The sequence below is a fragment of the Arthrobacter sp. PM3 genome, from assembly GCF_003352915.1.
In the GTDB taxonomy this organism is placed as follows: Bacteria; Actinomycetota; Actinomycetes; order Actinomycetales; family Micrococcaceae; genus Arthrobacter.
Map to the genome: position 1 here is coordinate 1,148,195 of NZ_CP022314.1, position 19,432 is coordinate 1,167,626.

The 19,432-nt window shown below is 68.8% G+C and carries 16 protein-coding genes; 8 read left to right on the forward strand and 8 right to left on the reverse strand.

Annotated features, from left to right (window positions below; all coding sequences use genetic code 11):
• Nucleotide 1 precedes the first annotated feature (1 nt).
• On the reverse strand, nt 2-1,168 hold the full coding sequence (locus CFN17_RS05310; RefSeq protein ID WP_261792374.1) for an alkaline phosphatase family protein: 1,167 nt from the start codon (nt 1,166-1,168) through the stop codon (nt 2-4).
• A gap of 224 nt (nt 1,169-1,392) precedes the next feature.
• Here CFN17_RS05310 and CFN17_RS05315 point away from each other — a divergent pair, with 224 nt between their 5' ends.
• Entirely contained in the window at nt 1,393-2,427 is a 1,035-nt protein-coding gene (locus CFN17_RS05315; protein ID WP_208750311.1) for an isopenicillin N synthase family oxygenase, read from the forward strand.
• Nucleotides 2,428-2,464: 37 nt separating this feature from the next.
• Here CFN17_RS05315 and CFN17_RS05320 read toward each other — a convergent pair whose 3' ends face one another.
• Genes CFN17_RS05320 through CFN17_RS05330 form a run of 3 tightly spaced genes read right to left on the reverse strand, consistent with a single transcriptional unit; the run spans nt 2,465 to nt 5,234 of the window.
• Nucleotides 2,465-2,932, reverse strand: a complete 468-nt coding sequence (locus tag CFN17_RS05320) for an SRPBCC family protein (protein ID WP_208750312.1) — start codon at nt 2,930-2,932, stop codon at nt 2,465-2,467.
• 49 nt (nt 2,933-2,981) lie between these two features.
• On the reverse strand, nt 2,982-4,694 hold the full coding sequence (locus tag CFN17_RS05325) for a DUF5671 domain-containing protein (protein WP_208750313.1): 1,713 nt from the start codon (nt 4,692-4,694) through the stop codon (nt 2,982-2,984).
• Nucleotides 4,695-4,724: 30 nt separating this feature from the next.
• The gene (locus tag CFN17_RS05330; RefSeq protein WP_208750314.1) at nt 4,725-5,234 is read right to left on the reverse strand and encodes a hypothetical protein; all 510 of its coding nucleotides are present in this window, start codon (nt 5,232-5,234) and stop codon (nt 4,725-4,727) included.
• A 105-nt stretch (nt 5,235-5,339) separates the two neighbouring features.
• Here CFN17_RS05330 and CFN17_RS05335 point away from each other — a divergent pair, with 105 nt between their 5' ends.
• On the forward strand, nt 5,340-6,797 hold the full coding sequence (locus CFN17_RS05335; RefSeq protein WP_208750315.1) for a DUF5129 domain-containing protein: 1,458 nt from the start codon (nt 5,340-5,342) through the stop codon (nt 6,795-6,797).
• A 63-nt stretch (nt 6,798-6,860) separates the two neighbouring features.
• On the opposite strand, the gene CFN17_RS05340 is transcribed toward CFN17_RS05335, so the two are convergent.
• Complete coding sequence (locus CFN17_RS05340) at nt 6,861-7,055, reverse strand: DUF1918 domain-containing protein (protein ID WP_208750316.1); 195 nt, start codon at nt 7,053-7,055, stop codon at nt 6,861-6,863.
• Nucleotides 7,056-7,296: 241 nt separating this feature from the next.
• Between CFN17_RS05340 and CFN17_RS05345 the strand changes: the two genes are divergently transcribed.
• Genes CFN17_RS05345 through CFN17_RS05360 form a run of 4 tightly spaced genes read left to right on the forward strand, consistent with a single transcriptional unit; the run spans nt 7,297 to nt 14,990 of the window.
• Nucleotides 7,297-10,437, forward strand: coding sequence for an efflux RND transporter permease subunit (locus CFN17_RS05345; protein WP_261792375.1), 3,141 nt, complete (start codon nt 7,297-7,299; stop codon nt 10,435-10,437).
• The gene (locus CFN17_RS05350; protein ID WP_208750317.1) at nt 10,434-10,901 is read left to right on the forward strand and encodes a hypothetical protein; all 468 of its coding nucleotides are present in this window, start codon (nt 10,434-10,436) and stop codon (nt 10,899-10,901) included. The genes CFN17_RS05345 and CFN17_RS05350 overlap by 4 nt, the downstream gene beginning before the upstream one ends.
• 1 nt (nt 10,902) lies before the next feature.
• Nucleotides 10,903-14,058 (forward strand): efflux RND transporter permease subunit, encoded by a 3,156-nt coding sequence (locus CFN17_RS05355; protein WP_208750318.1) that lies wholly within the window; start codon nt 10,903-10,905, stop codon nt 14,056-14,058.
• 11 nt (nt 14,059-14,069) lie between these two features.
• The gene (locus CFN17_RS05360; protein WP_261792376.1) at nt 14,070-14,990 is read left to right on the forward strand and encodes a hypothetical protein; all 921 of its coding nucleotides are present in this window, start codon (nt 14,070-14,072) and stop codon (nt 14,988-14,990) included.
• Nucleotides 14,991-15,017: 27 nt separating this feature from the next.
• Here CFN17_RS05360 and CFN17_RS05365 read toward each other — a convergent pair whose 3' ends face one another.
• From CFN17_RS05365 to CFN17_RS05375, 3 genes are all read right to left on the reverse strand, one after another.
• On the reverse strand, nt 15,018-16,031 hold the full coding sequence (locus tag CFN17_RS05365) for a class A beta-lactamase-related serine hydrolase (protein ID WP_261792377.1): 1,014 nt from the start codon (nt 16,029-16,031) through the stop codon (nt 15,018-15,020).
• Nucleotides 16,032-16,315: 284 nt separating this feature from the next.
• On the reverse strand, nt 16,316-17,509 hold the full coding sequence (locus tag CFN17_RS05370; RefSeq protein ID WP_208751352.1) for a type II toxin-antitoxin system HipA family toxin: 1,194 nt from the start codon (nt 17,507-17,509) through the stop codon (nt 16,316-16,318).
• An 11-nt stretch (nt 17,510-17,520) separates the two neighbouring features.
• Entirely contained in the window at nt 17,521-17,718 is a 198-nt protein-coding gene (locus CFN17_RS05375; RefSeq protein ID WP_208750319.1) for a helix-turn-helix transcriptional regulator, read from the reverse strand.
• A 221-nt stretch (nt 17,719-17,939) separates the two neighbouring features.
• On the opposite strand from CFN17_RS05375, the gene CFN17_RS05380 reads away from it, so the two are divergent.
• Both CFN17_RS05380 and CFN17_RS05385 read left to right on the forward strand, forming a co-directional pair.
• Nucleotides 17,940-18,497: a dihydrofolate reductase family protein gene (locus CFN17_RS05380; RefSeq protein WP_208750320.1), complete on the forward strand. Its 558-nt coding sequence runs from the start codon at nt 17,940-17,942 to the stop codon at nt 18,495-18,497.
• A 111-nt stretch (nt 18,498-18,608) separates the two neighbouring features.
• Nucleotides 18,609-19,430 (forward strand): phosphatase PAP2 family protein, encoded by an 822-nt coding sequence (locus tag CFN17_RS05385; RefSeq protein WP_208750321.1) that lies wholly within the window; start codon nt 18,609-18,611, stop codon nt 19,428-19,430.
• The last annotated feature ends 2 nt before the right edge of the window (nt 19,431-19,432 follow it).

Consider the following 19,432-nt stretch of genomic DNA (forward strand, 5'->3'; position numbering starts at 1 on the left):
GCTACGAGCCTGCGTTGAAGACGTCGGCGCCGAAGCTGTGCTGGCCCGGCGCCCCGGCGTAGCCCAGGCGCGGGAGGGAGAACGCGTCCTCGATGCTGGCCAGGAGGCTGAAGTGGTTGTAGGCCCGGTCCGACGTCGTGCCGCCCTGGGTGAACGGGGAGACAACAAGTGCACCGATCCTGCCTCCGGCCGTCCCGCCGGGCAGCAACTCTGCGGGCCCCACCGTCTTACCTTCGGACTCATCGAAGGTAATGACCAGCATCCCGTCCTGCTTGAAAGCCGGCGAGTCGAGGATCGCCGGGACCTGTTGGCTCAGCCAGGTGTCAGCGGCGGCAAGCCCGCCGGGACTGCCGTCGACGCAGGGGTTATCGTGGCCGTCATTGCACAGATTTGGCGAGATGTAGGCCAGGTTCGGGGTGGTGTCCACGGACTGCAGGTCGCTGGCCAGTGCGCCAAAATCCACCACGTTGCTCTGGCAGTCCGGTGACGACGTGACGGATTCGAAGTACACAAACGGGTTGTGCCGTGTGGCGTACTGGTCCCCGGCCTTGGCTGCCTGGTTGGTGTCCTTCGCACCGAGTTCGGGGTGCCGGCACGGCGTTCCCATGTCCTCCATGTAGCCCTTCCAGGTCTTGCCGGCGGCGCTGAGCTGCCCGGCCACCGTGGGTACGGAGGCCGGATACACGCAGCCGGTTCCCTCCGCCTGCCCGAGGGCGGCAGTGCCGGTCAGTTCGAACGGGGCGAACGTCGGGCAGTCGTCCCGGGTCATGGCGTTGGACCCCTGCCCCGAGATCTGGGCGAGGTAGTTGGGGTTCGAATTGTGGGCGATCCCGTAGTACTGGGACAGCAGGACGCCCTGCTCGCGCAGGGTCCGGGAAAGGTACGGGGCGTCGGAGCCGGACCCCCACACTTTGTTGTAGCCCTTGTTTTCGAGGTTGATGACGAAGATGTGCCCCGGGCGCCCTCCGGCCTGCCCGGTTGCCGTGCCCCCGGTGCCCGGCGCTGCACCGGTGCCGGCGCCGGCGCTGGCGCTCGAACCGGGGGTTCCGGAGTTCCCGGGGGTGCCGGGCGGCGAGGTCTCGCACGCGGCCGCTGTCACCGCCACTACGGCTGCCACAAGCAGCTGCGCGGCTATCCGACGTTGGGTTTTCGTGGTGTTACGGCGCATGGATTCCGGCTTTCTCGTTACCCGATCAGCGTTTCGTTGGCGGCACTCGTCCTTGAACTCTGCCACACCGCGATCAAGAAAACCCGCGAAGATCCTCGGCAACAGCTGGGAACCGGCACGTCCGGCTCCCCGGCCGCCGGCGGCGGCAGACCCGTCGCACGGTTCGGGGCCCGGGGTTGGAGCGCACAGTTCAGTAGTGCGGGCCATGGTGGTAGTTTGCAGTCATGGACGCACCATCGGATTCGATTCCGCTTCTGGACCTCAGTGCAGCCAGGGGACGGGACGGCGCATTTGACCCGGCGTTTATCGAGGCACTGCGCGATGCCACGCACCGGGTGGGCTTCTTTCAGTTGACCGGCTACGGGGCTGACCCGGCGGAGGTGGAACAACTCTTCGAAGTCACCCGGCAGTTCTTCGACCTCCCGCTTGAGTCCAGGCTGGAGCTGGACAACCGGCTCTCCCCGCATTTCCGCGGCTACACCAGGCTGGGCCATGAGGTCACCCAGGGGCGGCCCGACGCCCGGGAACAGCTCGACTTCGGACCGGAGCGGCCCGCCGTCGAACAGTACCCGCCGGAGCAGCCGTATTGGCTGGTGCAGGGCCCCAATCTGATGCCGGACCGGTCGCTGCCCGGGCTGCGCAGCGTTTGCATGGCCTGGGCGGACCGCATGTCCCGGGTCGGGGCCGAACTGTTGTCCGCCATCGCCGTGTCCCTGGACCTGCCGGAGGACTATTTCGCCGAGCCCTTCCGGGGCTCGCCGGCCTGGATGGCCAAGCTCGTCCACTATGTCGGCGGCGTCGTCGCCGACGCCGGGCCGCAGGGGGTGGGCGCGCACGCCGACTACGGATTCGTCACCCTGCTCCTCCAGGACCAGGTGGGCGGCCTGCAGGTGCTCCCGCCGGGCAGCACCGACTGGATACCGGTGGAACCGATTCCGGGGGCGCTGGTTGTCAACCTCGGCGAGATGCTGGAAGTCGCGACCCAGGGTTACCTGGCCGCCACCATCCACCGCGTCGAGGCGCCGCCGCCCGGCGTCGACCGCTATACGATCCCGTTCTTCTGGTCGCCCCGGCTGGACGCCGTCATAGATCCGGTGCCCCTTCCGCCCGCGCTCGCTGCCCGGTCGCGGGGGATCACCGACGATCCGAACAACCCGATGCTCGCCTCCTACGGCGCCAACGTGCTCAAAGGCTGGCTGCGCGCCCACCCGGAGGTCGCCCGGATCCACCACCCGGAACTCGTCCGGGCCGCCCCGTAGTCCTCCCTGCAGGCGTCCCGGCAGTCCGGCCGGTCCCTTAGGCTTTCCGCTGCGCGACGACACCGGCCAGCGAGGCCAGGCCCTTTTCGAAGTCCGCACCGACCATCTTGTCCATGTTCATGAACAGGGCAAAGACTTTGCCGAGGCCCTTGTTTTCTCCGGTCATGGTCCATGTGACATCGGTGCCGCTGGCTGACGGCGTAAACGTGAAGGTAGTCGGGTTCACCGCTTTGAACGGCTTGGTGAACTCGAGCCGGATCCTGATGCTGCGCGGCTCGGCGATGTCCACGATTTCCATCGTGCCGGAGCCGGCCTTGCGGTTGCCGCTCCACGCATACTTGGCACCGATGCCTGACTCACTGCCGGAGTAGCTCCGCTCCATGGCCGGATCAACGGCCTCCCACGGCGACCACTTGGTCCATTCGTGGAAGTTGTTGACCAGCGGGAAGATGTCCTCGGCCGGTGCGGGAATGACGGCGCTGCGCGTGACTTCGAAAGTAGACATGCCGCCATCCTAGGCGGTGGCCGGCCCCTGCGGCCGCAAGGCAGACTGTTCAGGCCTGCAGGGGGATGACGTCGATCCGCCCCTGCGGATCGGCCACGACCAGCACCCGGGGAGCCGACACACCCTCCAGCGCGGCCGCCAGCCGGTCCTCCGGAGTCCGCGACGCCGGCGCAACCGCAGGCGCAACTCCCGATGCGGGAGCCGGCGGTCCGGCCGCCGCCTGGACGCCCGCCAGGGCGTCCGCGCGCCGCCAGACCAGCGCGTCTGCGCGCCGCCAGACCATCACGTCCGCTCCCGTGACCTCCGTGATCACACGGCGCAACGGTGCCGGGTCGGCCGCCGTCACCAGAATCACGTGGCCGATGGTCCGCGGCCGGACCGGGCCGGCGGCCGCGAGCACGGCACGGTCCTGCCGCCAGACGGCAAAGTGGTAGCCGAACACGAGCCCCGTGGCGACCAGCAGCCCGAATGGGGCACGGATCCGGTCGACGAGGCTCCCGCCGCTGACGCCGCCCAGGAAGAACTCGAACACCCTGAACCCGATCACCAGCAGGGTGATCACGGCAACCACGGCGCTCAGGCCGAAGACGGCCACCAGGTAGATGCGCCGGGCGTTGAGTCCAGTGGCCGTTACGCTGCCGGTACCCGCCGCCGGAGCCAGTGGACGCCAGGCGAGCCACCAGACGGGGCCGCCGACCAGGAGCGAGCTGATGCCGCCCAGCAGCAGGGTCCGCGCCCCGCTGACCGCCAGCGGCGTCGCCGCCAGAGCCAGGACCGAGTTGACGATCACGCCGATTCCGGATGCCGCCGCGACCAGCGCGACACCCGAGGTGACCAGCCGCCCGCCTTGCAGGGTGGCCTCCGAGCGTGTACGCGCGATGTTCCGGTGATAGACCCAGACGAGGCAGCCGATGCACGCCGCCGCCACGGCCGGTGCAAGGGGCTCCAGCAGCAGCTCCAGCGGTTCCGTCCGGTCGAACAGCAGCCGGAGGAACACGAACAGCGCCACCCCGGAGCCGGTGAGCGTCAGCACCCCGGCACCCAGTACTCCGACGGCGATCAGCACGACGTCGGCCAGTCCGGTGCGCAGCTTCCGTCCGCCCTCGTGCTGCCAGTGCCACCACCAGATCAGGCTCCCGCCCGCTGCCCAGACCAGCGACTGCAGCGCCGAAACCCACCAGGGCTTTCCCACCGACGCCTCGGCCGCCGCTCCCCGGAGGGCGGCATCAAGCAGTGTGGACAGGGCCGAAACGGCGCCGCCCACGCCCAGCACGAGCCCCAGGACCGCGCCCAGAACCGTGGGGACGTCCGTCAGGTCCGTCGGGTTCTTGCGCGGATGGCGCCACATCCACCGCTGCCAGAGCCAGACCGCCGCCCACACCAGGCCGGTGGCCAGCGATAACCGCCACTCCGGGCCCTGGGCGCCGATCAGGTCGGCGAACGTGCTGAGCAGGTTGGTGGAGGCGATCAACAGGGACAGCATGTAAATGCCGGTCAGGTACAGGCCCCAGCCGACGGAGGACCGCTCCTCAGGGTCATCAAGCCGCCGCCACACGGTCCACCACAGGAGGGCCGCAAGCGGGCCGCCGATCAGGGCGAAGGCCAGCGAGCGCGCCAGCCCCGCGACGTCGTCGACCGCCAGCTCGGTTCCCGTCACGAACAGGCGGCCCAGCAGCCCGCCAAGCCCGACGGCGGTGATCACCACCAGCGCGAACAGCAGCGCGTACGTAATCAGGCGGCGCACGGTCCGCTGGGCGCTCATCGCCGTGCCGTTTTCATGGCTTGGCTGTTCTCATGGCTTAACCGGGCCCGGGCACACCCTCAGCTGCCAGGGCGCGTTGTCGATCAGCCAGCCGTTCCCGGAGCGCACGAGGTCGAACACGTCTTCGATCTGGTATTCGCTGCTGCCAAACGGGCCGCCCGGCTCGGACACGGTGATCAGGACCCGCACGTCCGCGGATTCCGGACGCTCGGTGGTGGAGACCAGAGTGACCCGCAGATTCCGGGCGGCAGGGGCGCCCTCGCTGCCGCACCTGGTCCGCGCCGCCGCCGTCAGGTAGGCGGACGCGGCCCCCTCGTCCCCGGCAATGACCGCCGCGGCGTAGCGCTGCACGACCCCTGCGGGGCTCGACTCGGCCAACGGCGCCGGTTGCCCGCGGGTGAGCACCACGGCCAGGGCCACGACCACGATCACCACGATCACGGCCAGGACAGCCCACAGGGTCCGGCTCGGGTTGACGTCCCCAGGCCCGGGCGGTTCCGGCGGCGCTGCAGGCTGCGGTCCTTCTGGCTGGGGGCTCATGCCGCCAGTATGCCTGCCGGGCCCGGACACCGTCATGATGTCTTTCGTCCCGTGTTCCGTGGCGTCAGCGTCGACGCGGCCGGGGCCAGCCACTACGCTCGAAAAATGGGAATCATGCGCAAGGCCCTCGCCGCCGCGGTCCTGCTGATGGCCGGAGTGCTGGGCGGAGCGCACGCGGCGCTCGCCGTGACGCCGACCGCCGTCGTGATCGAGGACCGGGCCGGGGTCCTGGACCGCAACCGGCTCCTGCCTGCCGTCGAGGCCACCGATTTCTACCAGCCGACCAAAGTTGCGGTGTACACCTACAACGGCACGGCCGCGGACAACCTCAACGAGGAAGTCCTCAGGTTCGCCCGCGCCGAACACCCCGAATGGATCAGCCCCGACGGGCAGAAATGGGCCGACGGGCTGTTCATCTTCGCCCTGGACCCGACGGGCCGGCACGTCGGGACGTACATGGGCGAGGACCGCAAGGTCTCCCCCGACCAGCGCGAGGACATCCAGAACGCGTCCAAGGAGCTGCTCCGCGATGCCCAATGGACCGACGGTACGATTGCCGGGATCCGGCGCGGCGCCGAACTCATCAACCAGCCGTGGTACCGGTCCACGGCCTTCCTCGTGACGGCCTGGGCGGCGGTGGCCGCCGCGGTCTGCGGCGCTGCCGCCTGGCTGATCGTCCGCTGGCGCACCCGTGTGTCCTGCCGCAGGGAGCTCGAACGCGGCGACGCCAGCTACGCGAACGTCAGCATGGACCTGCAGGTCACCGAGCTCAACGCCAGCACCATTCCGGAGTCCTCACGGTACGGCAGCACCGTGCTGGAGAAGCACCGCACCTTCCTGGCCCGGTACAACACGGCCACCGCGTTAGCCAATCAGGTCCACGCCCTCAGCAGCCGGGACCTGAGCCGCCGGCCCAACCTGAAACTTGTCCGCAGCTACGCCGATGCGGCGGCCGAACTCGACGCGCTGGACGACGTCATCGCGGACACCAACACGCTGCTGAACCGCGGCGCGGCGTGGCCGGCCGCGTGGGAGCACCAGCTCGCCCCGTTCCGCAGTGACCTGAACGGCGTCGAGGAACTGCTCAGCCAGCGCCGCGGCGAGGGCTCATCGGCGACCGCGGCCGCCCTGAGGTCCTTCCGCGACGAAAGCCGCAGCGATCTCGAACGCTGGACGGCAGAGCTCGCGGACGGCACCATCACACCCGAGACGGCGCTGGACCGGCTGCGTGATGCCCGGACCCGGCTGTCAGACCTCCTGAAAAACCACGCCGAAACCGTGATCGGCGCCTACGCCCGCAACGAAAAGGAAGCCGGCCTCATGCGCAAAGAGATGGAGGCCGCGCAGACGGGGGCGCGGCCGGGGGCCAGGTACGGCCGCACCTGGGAGCCAAGCATCCTCGGCACGGTGTACCCGTCCTACTACTTCTTCTCGGTGCCGACCTTCAATTCAGGCCTCAGCACCGGGGTCAGCAGCGTCAGCACTGCCCGCGGCGGCACCACCACCGGGTATGGCTCCAGCGGCGGCAGCTTTTCCGGGTCCGGGAGCTCGTCGAGTTTTTGAGGCTGTGTCCGTTTCCCGGCCGGGTCTGCGCTTAACGGCCGAGCTGCGCTTAACGGCCAGCCGTTAGGTGCCGTTGCCGGGCCGTTCGACGACGAAGTCCCCGCCGGGGAACATGATCGTCTCGTGGCCGTCGTCAAACCTGACGTGGTACGGCGGCGCGCCGTCGGCTCCCTTCACTTCGAGGATCAGTCCGTGCCGGTCCGCGGACTCGACCGTGGTCCCCCGGACGATGATGCGGTCCCCTGCGGCTGCCTTCATGGCGATCACCTGCATTTCTCTTGACGCCTGTGTGCCCGAAGATCATTATTGCTCTTGACGGCTGGGGGCGCTATGGCCTTGGACCTAGGAGCCGCGCCGTGCGTATAAATTCAGCACTTTGCCCGGTACCAATCGGCGCACTCTCCCCGGGAAATCACTCCCCCGCAGGACCGCCGCCACACCTCCTTTCGCGCACGGCGAGAACTGACGGCAGTCCTGCCGCGCCCGGGTGGTGCCGGCCATGATGGCGGCCATCCTCCGCTTAGTCATGCAGTTCCGGCTCCTGGTGCTGGCGGTTGCGGCGGGCATCGTGGCGTTCGGCTTCACAAGCCTGCCGGGCATGTCCGTGGATGCCTTTCCGGAATTCGCTCCGCCGCAGGTGGAGATCCAGACCGAGGCCCTGGGCTTGTCCGCCGCCGAGGTGGAACAACTCGTCACTTCCCCCATGGAGGCCGACCTCCTGAACGGGGTGGCCTGGGTGGAGGCGATCCGGTCCAAGTCCGTGCCCGGCCTGTCCTCGATCCAGATGGTCTTCAAGCCGGGGACTGACCTCTTCCGCGCACGCCAGCTGGTCGCCGAACGACTGACCCAGGCCCGCGCACTGCCCAACGTTTCCGCGGCGCCGGTACTGATGCAGCCGCTGTCCTCGACCAGCAGGGTCATGATGGTCCGGCTGACCTCCAGCACCATGTCGGCCATCGACATGTCCATCCTGGCCCGCTGGACCATGAAGCCGGGCCTCTTAGCCGTGCCGGGCGTTGCCAACGTGGCGATCTGGGGCCAGCGCGACCAGCAGCTTCAAGTCCTGGTTGATCCGGCCCGGCTGCAGGCCAAGGGCGTGACGCTGGACGAAGTTATCAAGACGACCGGAAACTCCGTGTGGGTCTCGCCTTTGAGCTACCTGGAAGCATCCACGCCGGGCACCGGCGGGTTCTTCGAGACGAGCCACCAGCGGATCGGCATCCAGCATGTCCTGCCGATCACCACCCCGGAGGATCTGGGCCAGGTTCCCGTCGAGGGGGCGGCCGGTCACCTCCTGCTCAAGGACGTGGCGACCGTGTCGACGGACCACCAGCCGCTGATCGGCGACGCCCTGCTGGGCAAGGACGCCGAACTGCTGCTGGTGATCGAGAAGTTCCCCGAAACGAACACGATGGACGTGACCAGGGGCGTTGACGAGGCCCTGCACGCACTCCAGCCGGGACTGCCCGGCGTCACGATCGATACCAGCGTCTACCGGCAGGCCTCCTTCATCCAGGAAGAGATCGGTACCTTGGGCATCGCCCTGCTGGTCACGCTGTTGCTGATCGTGGCGATGTTCGGCGGGTTCTTCCGCTCCTGGCGCACGGCCCTGATCAGCCTCATCACCATTCCGGTGTCACTGACAGCGGCCGCCCTGGTGCTGGATCTGCGTGGCACCGGGATGAACACTATGGTTCTGGCCGGCATGGTGCTCGCCCTTGCCGTCATCGTCGGCGATGTCGCCGAAGACCTGGCCGGGATCGCCCGGGCCGCCCGTAACGACCCGGCGCAGGCACGCGAAGCCCTGATCCCGGCGGCCCTGCAGTCCGTCCGCACGCCGATGCTGTACGCACTGCTGATCATGGCGCTGGCGGTCACGCCCGCACTCTTCATCGCAGGCGAGAACGAGGCCCTCTTCGGACCCCTGATCCAGAGCTTCCTGCTCGCCCTCGTTGCGTCCATGGTCGTCGCGGTGACCGTCACGGCGGCCCTGGCGTACTACCTTCCCGTGGGCTCCGCGGCGGCGGAACGCCGGCCCCTGCGGCGGCTTGAGGGCGCCTACGGCCGGCTCCTGGCGCGCCTGAAGGCCCGGACGCTCTGGGTATTTGCCGCGTCCGCGGTGGTGGCCCTCGCCGGGCTGGCCCTCGTTCCCGTCCTTGCCGCCGGCCATCCGGTAGTGCCGGTCCTTGCCGACAAGACGCTGGTGGTGCACTGGAACGCGGTGGCCGGCACGTCCGATCAGGAAATGAGCCGGATCACCGAGGCGGCCGCGGTCGAATTGCGTGCCCTCCCCGGTGTGGCCAACGTCGGAGGACACGTCGGACGTGCGATCACCTCGGACCAGGTCGGCGACGTCAGCTCCGGCGAGCTGTGGGTGACTGTCGCCGCCGACGCGTCCTACCCGGACACCGTGACCGCCGTCGACCGGGTGATAGCAGGCTACCCGGGCCTGACCAGCAAGATCTCCACGTACCCGCAGGAACGCATCGACCAGATCCGGGAAGAGGCCGACGCCGGCTTTGCCGTGCGGGTGTTCGGACTCGACCCGGCCGTCCTGCGGCAGAAGGCCGCCGAAGTGCAGCAGGTCCTGGAGCACACGGCCGGCGTCGTCAATCCGCATATAGACCTTCCCCCTGAACAGCCGATCGCCGAGGTCAAGGTGGACCTCGCGGCGGCCCAGAAGGCCGGCATTGTTCCCGGCGACGTGCGGCGCGCGGCCGCCGCCCTGCTCCAAGGCATCGAAGTGGGCAACCTGTACGAACAGCAGAAGGTGTTCTCGGTCATCGTGAAGGGAACCGCAGACACCCGGAACAGCCTGGACAGCGTCCGCGACCTGATCATCGACACCCCCGGCGGCGGCCACGCCCGGCTCGGTGACGTCGCCCAGGTCGCCATGGTCGGGAACGAGTCCGTGATCCTGCACGATGACACCTCGCGGCGCGTCGATGTGAAAGCGGACATCCAGGGCCGCCCGCTGGCCGATATCCAGAATGACATCAACGCCAGCCTGCAGAAGATGCAGTTCCCCATGTCCTACCACGCCGAGATCCTCACCCAATACGCCCAGCAGCAAGCGAACTACCAGTGGCTCTGGCTGCTCGCGGCCATCGCCGCGGCAGGCATCCTGGTCCTGCTGCAGACGGCCACGGGCAGCTGGCGGCTCGCCGCCGCGCTCTTCCTGGGCCTGGTCGTAGCCCTGTCCGGCGGCGTGCTCGCCGCCCAGGCCACGGGCGGGATCAACGCGCTGGTGGCGCTGGCCGCCTTCGCCGCGGTCGTCGGGATCGCCGTCCGCGGCGCCCTCCTGCTGACCGGCCGCGTCCGGAGCCTGCAGGTGCAGGACCCGGCGGCACCATGGCCGGCGATCGTGGTGCGCGGCACCCGGGAAAGATTCGGACCTGTCCTGATGACCGCCCTGATGACAGGCCTGGCGCTGGTGCCCCTGGTCCTGTTGGGCGGCGTCGTCGGCACCGAGATCATTCAGCCACTCGCCGTGATCATCTGGGGCGGGCTGCTGACAACCACCCTCTTCACCCTGTTCGGTGTCCCCGCCGTGCTGCTTCGGCTCGAGCCGAAGCCGGCACCCGCCGCACCGACCCGCCAGGACACCGCCGCACGGACTGAAAGCCAGGACGCGTCATGAACGCCACACCGTCGCCGCGGGGAAAGAAGACCGCGGCCCTCATCCTCGGAGCAGTGCTGGCGGCTCTCACGGCACTGGGCGCGGCGGGCTGCGCCCCGGCACCGGAGGCCGCCCCGGCCGACGACGACCCCGTGACCATCAGCGAAGTGCCCGGGACGGACCTGCACCGCCTCGCCCTGACCGAGCACGCCGTCGACCGCGTCGGGATCCGGACCGACACGGCCGCGGCGGATCCCGCCACCGGGAAACTGACCGTCCCCTACTCGGCAATCATTTACGACAGCGCGGGCAAGACATGGGTGTATACGACCCCGGAGCCGCGGGTCTACGTCCGCCGGCCCATCACGGTCGAACGCATCAACGGCGCGGTGGCAGTGCTGAGCGACGGCCCGGCGGCAGGGACGGCCGTGGTGACGACGGGAGCCGAGGAACTGTTCGGCGCCGAGTTCGATACGGCCCACTGACATGCGCTGGCTCATCGGGATCAGCCTCAGGTTCAGGACCGTGGTGGTCGCCATCGCGTGTGCCGTGATGCTGCTCGGGTCCCTGCAACTGGGGTCCGCGTCCGTGGACGTCTTTCCCGAGTTCGCCCCGCCGCGGGTGGAAATTCAAACCGCGTGCCTGGGCTTGACCGCCCAGGAAGTCGAGGAACTGGTCAGCGTGCCGATCGAAGCCGCCGTGAGCGGCATGCCGGGCCTGGACGAACTGCGGTCAAAATCGGTGCCGCAGCTGTCCTCGATCGTGCTGGTTTTCCACCAGGGCACCGATCTGCTCAACGCCCGGCAGCAGGTCTCGGAGCGGATGGCTTCAGTGACGGCGGCGCTCCCGACGTGGGCGGCCCCGCCGGTGATGCTGCAGCCGCTGTCCGCGACCAGCCGGGTCATGAAGATCGGCATGACCTCCTCCGAGCACTCCCTCATCGAAATGTCCATGCTGTCCTACTGGACCATCCGGGCCCGGCTCCTGCGGGTCCCGGGCGTCGCGAACGTGGCCATCTGGGGCGAGCGCCTGCAGATGCTCCAGGTCCAGGTGGAGCCGGAGAAGCTCAAGGCGCAGAACGTCTCCCTCAACCAGGTCATGGAGGTCACCGCCGGCGCCCTCGACGCGGGCCTGCTGAAGTACTCGCCCGGACGGTTCATCGGCACCGGCGGTTTCATCGACAGCCCCAACCAGAGGATGGGGATCCGGCACGTCCAGCCGATCCAGACCCCCGCGGACCTGGCCCAGGTCACGATCCGGGAAAAGGACGGGGTTGCCCTGCACCTGGGTGATGTGGCCCAGGTGGTGGAGGACCACCAGCCGCTCATCGGCGACGCGGTGATCAACAGCGGGCACGGGCTCATGCTGATCGTCGAAAAGCTGCCCTGGGGCAACACCCTGGACGTGACCAAGGGTGTTGAAGAAGCCCTCCACGAGCTGCAGCCGGGCCTGAGCGGCATCAGCTTCGATACCACCATCTTCCGCCCGGCAAGCTTCGTTGAGGAGTCGATCTCCAACCTCAGCACCGCCCTGCTGCTGGGCTGCCTGCTTGTGGTCATGATCCTGGTCGCGTTCCTCTTCCAGTGGCGCACGGCGCTGATCAGCCTCATCGCCATCCCGTTGTCCCTGCTGACCGCCGCACTCGTGCTGTACTTCACGGCCAGTTCGATCAACACCATGGTCCTGGCCGGACTGGTCATCGCGGTGGGCGTCGTGGTCGACGACGCGATCATCGACGTCGAAAACATCATGCGCCGTCTGCGGCAGCACCGCGCCGCGGGTCTTAAGGGCTCGGGCAGCAACGAATCCGCGGCTTCGGTGGTCCTGAAAGCCTCGCTCGAGATGCGCAGCCCGATCGTGTACGCGACCCTGATCATCGTGGTCGCCGCCGTGCCCATCTTCTTCCTCGAGGGACTGACCGGCGTCTTCTTCCGGCCCCTCGCCATCACTTACACCCTGGCAGTCATGGCTTCCATGCTGGTGGCACTGACCGTCACGCCGGCACTGGCCCTGATCCTGCTGGGCAACGCCAAACTGGAACAGCGCGACGCTCCCCTGGTCCGGGTGCTCAAGCGCGGCTACCACGCTGTCCTGTCCAGGGTCATGAACCGGCCCCGCTACGGGTATGCGGCCTTCGGCGCGCTCGCCCTCGTGGGACTGGCCATTGTCCCCGTGATGGGACAGTCCCTGTTCCCCACGTTCAAGGAACGTGACTTCCTGATGCACTGGGTGTCGCAGCCCGGGACCTCCGCGGAGGAGGAGTACCGGATCTCGCAGCGCGGCTGCGCGGAGTTCCTCCAGGTGCCCGGCGTCCTGAACTGCGGCACCCACATCGGCCAGGCGTTCGCCGCCGACGAGATCGTCGGCGTCAACGCCGGCGAACACTGGATCAGCATCGACCGGCACGCGGACTACGACAAGACCCTCGCCGCCGTCCAGGAAGTGGTGGACGGCTATCCGGGCCTGCACCGTGATGTGCAGACCTACCTCAAGGAGCGGATCGAAGAGGTCCTGACGGGCGCCAGCGAACCCATCCTGGTCCGCGTCTACGGGGATGACCTGGCCACGCTCCGGGAGCAGGCCCAACGGGTCAAGGCCATCCTGGACGCCATCCACGGCACCGAGGACGCGCACGTCTCCCTTGAGGTGGAAGTCCCGCAGATCTCCGTCACCGTCAACCTTGCCGCGGCACAGAAATACGGGCTCAAGCCCGGCGACGTGAGGCGGGCCGCTGCGACGCTGGTGGCCGGCGAGGAAGTCGGGGACGTCTTCCGGGAGGGCCGGGCGTACGACGTCCAGGTCTGGAGCACCCCGGCGACGCGCGCCAGCGTGACCAGCATCGAGGACCTGCCGATCGACACCCCCAGCGGCCAGCGGGTCCGGCTCGCCGACGTCGCCGCCGTGAGCCTGCAGGCCGTACCGAACCAGATCGACCGCACCAACGGATCACGCCGCGTGGAAGTTGGCTCGTTCCTCGCCCAGGGCGCAGACCTTGGCGCAGTGGTCGGCGAGCTGCAGTCACAGCTGGACAAGCTGCAGCTGCCCCCCGGCTACAGCGTGCAGTTGCTCGGTGAGTACACGGAACGCGAGGCCGCCACCAACCGCCTCATGATCTTCGCCCTGGCGGCGCTGGCCCTGATCCTCCTGCTGCTGCAGACCTCCTTCCGAAGCTGGCGGCTGGCCGTACTGTCGCTGCTGACGCTGCCGATCGCCCTGGTGGGCGGGGTCATCGCCGCCTACATGACCGGCGGCGTCCTGTCCCTGGGTTCGGTGGTCGGGTTCCTGACCGTGATGGGGATCGCCGCGCGCAACGGCATCCTGCTCATCAACCACTGCCAGCATCTGGAACGGCACGAGGGCGAGCCTTTCGGCCGTGCCCTGGTGATGCGCGGGGCCTCGGAGCGGCTCTCGCCGATCCTGATGACCACCCTGGCAACCGGACTGGCACTGGTGCCCCTCGTGGTCATGGGCAATGTCCCCGGCCACGAAATCGAACACCCCATGGCCGTCGTCATCCTCGGCGGCCTGGTCACCTCCACCCTGCTCAACCTGTTCATCGTTCCGTCGCTGTACCTCCGGTTCGCCAAATCCCGGAAAACACTCGAACGGGAACGCGCTGCAGCCGGCCCGGCTACCGCCTGAAGGAAGATCCGATGTTTCGCAAGCACAATCCAGTTCTCAGTTGCCTCGCAGCCTGCAGCCTGATCACCGGCTGGCTTGTCGCCGTGCCGCTGTCACTCCTGACGGCCGGCGCAGCGCAGGCCGGCGCAGCACAGGCCGGCACAGCGGCTGCCGCTACCGCCACCGACTGCGGCCCGGGGTCCCTGCCCGACTTCAAGGCGGGCAGTTTCCCGGACTCGCCGGACGTGGACAACACCTGGCTGCCCATGGAACCGGGAACACGCTCCGATTTCAGCGGCACGGTCACGGATCTCACCACCAGCCCGCCGGAGGTCCACAAGCACCGCGTGGTGTCGATCGTGACGGGCCTGACCAAAATGGTTGACGGCGTTCGCACGGTAGTCCTGTGGGACCGGGACTACTCGGACGGAGTCCTCGAGGAATCCGAACTGGCCTTTTTTGCCCAGACCCGCAAGGGTGCGGTCTGGCTGCTGGGCGAGTATCCCGAGGAGTTCGATAACGGCAAATTCTCCGGCGCCCCCAATACGTTCGTCTCAGGAGTCGACAACGCCCGGGCCGGCATCGCCATGCTGGCCCACCCCGAACCGGGAACCGGCCCCTACACCCAGGCCTCAGCGCCCGCGATTGACTTCCTTGACTGCGGCCAGGTGGTCAGCCGCAAAGCCAATGTGTTGAAGATTGACGAGTTCAACCCCCTCGAGGGGGCCTCAGCCGGTCATCAGCAAAAGTACTACCGCGCCGGAGTGGGCAGTTTCAAGGTCACGGCCTCCGGCGGCGACAGCCAGGAAGTCTTGAACCTCGACTCGACCACAACGCTGAGTGCCGGTGCCCTGGCCGCCGTCAACCAGCGGGCCCTGGCCCAGGACCGCCACGGCTATAAGGTGAGCCCGGACGTCTACGGCACAACCGAGCGGGCCCGCGCGGGGTGTTGACGGCAGCGGACCGCTGAAACCGGCAGGTCAGAACAGCGCGGCGGTCACGGTGCGGGTGAGCTCCTGGATGATCCAGGTCCGGGGGGCCATGTCCGCGTAGCTCTTGCCGCGGGTGTACACGACGAACACGTAGGCCCGGCCGTCCTTGACCAGGATGCTGGCATCGTGCAGGTTTCCGAACAGCAGCCCGTACTTGTGATAAACCTCGATTCCGGGCGGAACAGCCGGCGGGATCAGCGTTTCGTAGTTCGTGTGCTGCATGTAGGAGAGCAGCTGGGCCGTGTGCGGCCCGTTCAGCAGCTGCCCCGTGTAGAGCAACTGAAGTATGCGGCCCATCTCGGCCGGGGTCAGCAGGTTCACCGTGCGGTCGTAGGTGATCCCGATGGACGCGGCATAATCCGTGATGCCCCGCTGACCGACGGCCTGAAGGATCAACGCCCACGAATCGTTGTTGCTTTGCTGGACCATCTGGCGGATTTGGACCCCGGCCGTCGAGGCGCCCATCCGGGCGGTCAGCGACGCACGCCCGGTCTCGACCAGGTGGTAGTAAGCCGATGCCGCCAGGATTTTGGCCGTACTGGCGGCCACGAAGTTTCCTTTGACCCCGTAGTTGTGGACCTCGCCGTTCGAGACGTCGATGAGCGACACCCCCAGCGCATACGCGCTGTTGGCCGCGATGATGCCGTTGATCCGGCTGCCCAGTTCAGGGCTGACGCCCCCGGCCGGGGCGACGGCGGGGACCTCCGCGGGCTTGGCGGCGGGAGCGGCGGCGGGTGCGGACACAGGCGCAGGCGGGGCGGGCGCGGAGGCGGGCAAATCGGTGGCTTCCGGTGCGGCGGCCGGGCCGGCGTCCGTGACTGCCGGCGGTGACGACGGCAGCGCCGTCACCGGCGGCGCCGTCACCGGGGGCGCGGCGCTGGTGGGCGCGGCGGCAACCGCGGGCGGGTCGGCCGGCGGCCCTGACAGTCCGGCGGCATAGACGCCGCCGGTGCCCACCAGGGCAACCGCGACGGCGGCAGCCGTCAGATAGCGGGCCCGCAACCGCCCTGAACGCCACGCAGACCACGCGACAGGCCGCGGACCGGGGTTTGACCCGCCGTCGGCCCGGTGCCCGCCGGACCCGTAGTGGCGCGCCGGCCCGGACATCAGGACGCTGCCCGGTTCACGGGCCCGCAAGCGTTCGCAGGCATGGGTCCTCCTCCGAAACTTGGCCGCGGTGATGCAATAAAGTTCCTGCATTCTTCACCGCCACCGCCTCCCGCGCAAGAGCCCGGGCCCATTAATCGGCGGCGGCCGGACGGCCAGCGCGGCGGCAACGCCGCCGCTCAGCCGCCCAGCTCGCGGCGCCGAAACCCGAGTTCCCGCTGCGCGCCACGCAGCGGGGACCCCGTGAACGGCAGCTCCTCCAGCCGGACGGTGCCGGCGGCGGCCAGTGCCGTGCTGTTGGCCGAGGCCGCCGCCCTCGGCAGAAGCCCCAGGACGGCGGCGAACTCGGCCCAATGCCTGGATCTGAGGTTCCTCGTCCTCCCCGCGATCGGCAGCGCCAGGGTCTCATCCCCGTACAGGAGCGTGCAGGGGACATCGAAGACCGGGGCCATTGTGCGTCCCGGCCCGCTGCCGAGAACGGCCAGGTTCTTGGCGTGGAGGTCGCCGTTGCCCGTGAGCCAGGCAAAGACAAACTGCAGGTAAAGGTTGCGGCTTGCCACCACCGGAGCCTTGCAGATCCCGGCCAGGGCCGAGGCCACCTGTTCGGCGCTGACGCCGTATTTGGCCGCCGGCGGCAGCCCCAGCACTTGCGTGCCGTCCTCCAGGGGAAGCCGGACCCAGTCCCCCGCAGGGCTTCTGACCCGGTCGAACCGCTCGACGAGGAGCCCGGGCATCCCGTTGCGGTCCGTGATAACCCGGCTCTTGGCCACCGGGATCTTCAGCGCCTTGGCGGCGCGCAAATGAGCGGCCTCGTTCACCACCAGGTGCGGGTGCTCCGGCGGGTCCAGCTTGAGCACGTAGCGGTGGCCGCGCAGGGCCACGGGCGTCGTCAGCATGGACGCGCTCGTTTTGCGCTGGACCCCGGGCAGGCCGTGGAGGTCTACCGTGTTGGCCAGTACGGAAAAGTCGAGGTCCTCAGGACGGGAGGTGTCGGCGAGGGCGGGCGGTTCCACCGGCGCGGCGCCAGCGGGAACCACCTGGACATCGCCGGGCACATCGGCACCGACAGCCAGCAGGAGGGTCAGTTCGTCGTCGAAGCTGGTCTTGGTCGCGGTCTTCAGGACCGTGAGGCGGTGCCCCTCCGGGAGGAGTCCGGAGAAGAAGGCCGGCAGGGCACCGGCGGAGGTCTCCACCGCCGCCCCGGACACCGGAAGTGACACGGCGACGGCGGGGCCGCCGGCGGCAACATAGGCCGGCAGGTACGCGAACCGCACTCCGCCGGTGCCGGTCCGGTTCAGTTGCCCGGCCAACACCCCGTTCTTGTAGACATCCGCGGACCGGACGAACTTCAGGTCCTGCAGGTCCGCCGGCAACAGCTCGGCCATCACTGCACCGTCAGGTGGAGACCCAGGACATTGCTGACGGCGATGACGGCCAGCAGCGAAGGGTTTCCGCGTCCCGTCTCCATGGCCCGGACGGTGCGCACCGACGTGCCGGCCAGGTGCGCAAGGTCTTCCTGCGTGATTCCCGCGTCCCGCCGGGCGCTGCGGATACCCGCCGCGATAGACAAAACATCACTCATCCCTTTGCCTCCCTCCGCGCCGCTCCGTTGCAGAGCAATAGGCAGAATGCTGCCGGTTCCGCGGGTAACGGCTCCCATCCTGCCGCACCAGCCGCATTTCGGCAAGATCCTGCCGGATCGGCAAAGAAGGGGGTGACTGGACGCCCGGAGCGCCCAAACCGGCAGCATCCTGCCGCGGCGTACGCTGGAGGAATTCGCTGGAAGGAAACCGGGGAGCGGCAATGCGCAAAATCATCCTGTCCATGCAAGTGTCCCTTGACGGGTTCTTCGAAGGCCCGCACCGCGACCTCAGCTGGCACATGGTCGACGAGGAACTCCACAGCCACTTCAACGACGAGCTCAGGGCAATGGGGGCTTTCCTGGACGGCCGCGTCACCTACGAGCTCATGGCAGACTACTGGCCGACGGCCGACGCGGACCCCGACGCCAGCGCCCCGGAGGCCGAGTTCGCCCGGATCTGGCGGGACATGCCCAAAATCGTGTACTCGCGGACGATGACGTCGGCCGGCTGGAACACCACCGTGGTCCCGGAAGTCGTTGCCGACGAGGTCCGGGCGCTCAAGGAGCAGCCGGGCGGGGACCTGGCCCTCGGCGGGGCGGACCTCGCCGACACGTTCCGGCGGCTGGGGCTGATCGACGAGTACTGGCTGTACGTCCATCCGGTGGTCATTGGACGCGGGACACCCCTGTTCAAGTCAGCGGACACCAGGACGAGGCTCCGGCTCGTGGAGACGCGGGGCTTTGGCAACGGGGTGGCGCTGCTGCGCTACGCCGCGTAGCCGGCACCGCCGTGGCACTACGCGGGCGCTTCTTAAGGATTTCTTAAATGCCGGGCGGAAGAGTGGAACCGGCGCCACTTCCGGCGCCCCCGTCCCGAGCCGGAGGATCCCATGACCGGACCCGCCCCTGTTGAGCCTGCTGCCTGCGTCGCCCGCGGCGCAGCCGCTGATCTCACCGTGGCGTCCGCGCAACCAGCCGCGCATACCGACGCCGCACATCCCGCCGGGCAGCCGCAGCCATGGACCCTCCCGCACGTGCGTCACTGGCTGCTCCTGGGCATCCTGCTGTCCGCCGCGGTCCTGGCAATCGGGCTGGCGGCGCAGTTCACGCCGGGGTTCAGCGCGGCCGAGCTCGGCGTCGACCAGGACCTCAGCCGGCATCACGCCGCCGCCCTGACCGCGGTCGCGATGGCCCTCAACGTCGTCTTCGGGCCCGTGGCCGGCCTGGCGCTGATCGGGGCCGGCGCCCTCGGCATCTGGCTGTTCCGCGGCGGCCTGGTCAAGGCGACCGGCTTCGGCCTCGTCGCGTTGTCCGGCTGGGTCGCTTGTGAGCTCTTCAAGATCATCATCGCCCGCCAACGGCCCAACCCTGCCCTGCTGTTCGACCCGCTGGCGCCGGAGACCGGTTCCAACAGCTTCCCGAGCGGCCACGTGTGTTTTGCGGTGGCCCTGGGTTTTGCGCTGTTCTTCCTGGCCCGCGGCACCCGCTGGTCCACGGTCACCGCCGTCGCGGCACCCGCGGCGGCGCTCATCGTGGCGTGGTCGCGGCTGTACATCGGCGTCCACTACCCCTCCGACGTCGCGGCGTCCTTCCTGTCGGCGGGCGCGGCCGTGGTGGTGGTCACGGGGCTGTGGAACGTGGCCGCGCCGCGGCTTACCCGGCGGCCCGGTATTCCTTCCGCCCCGCCGTCGCCGCTCCTGGAGAGGAAGTGAGC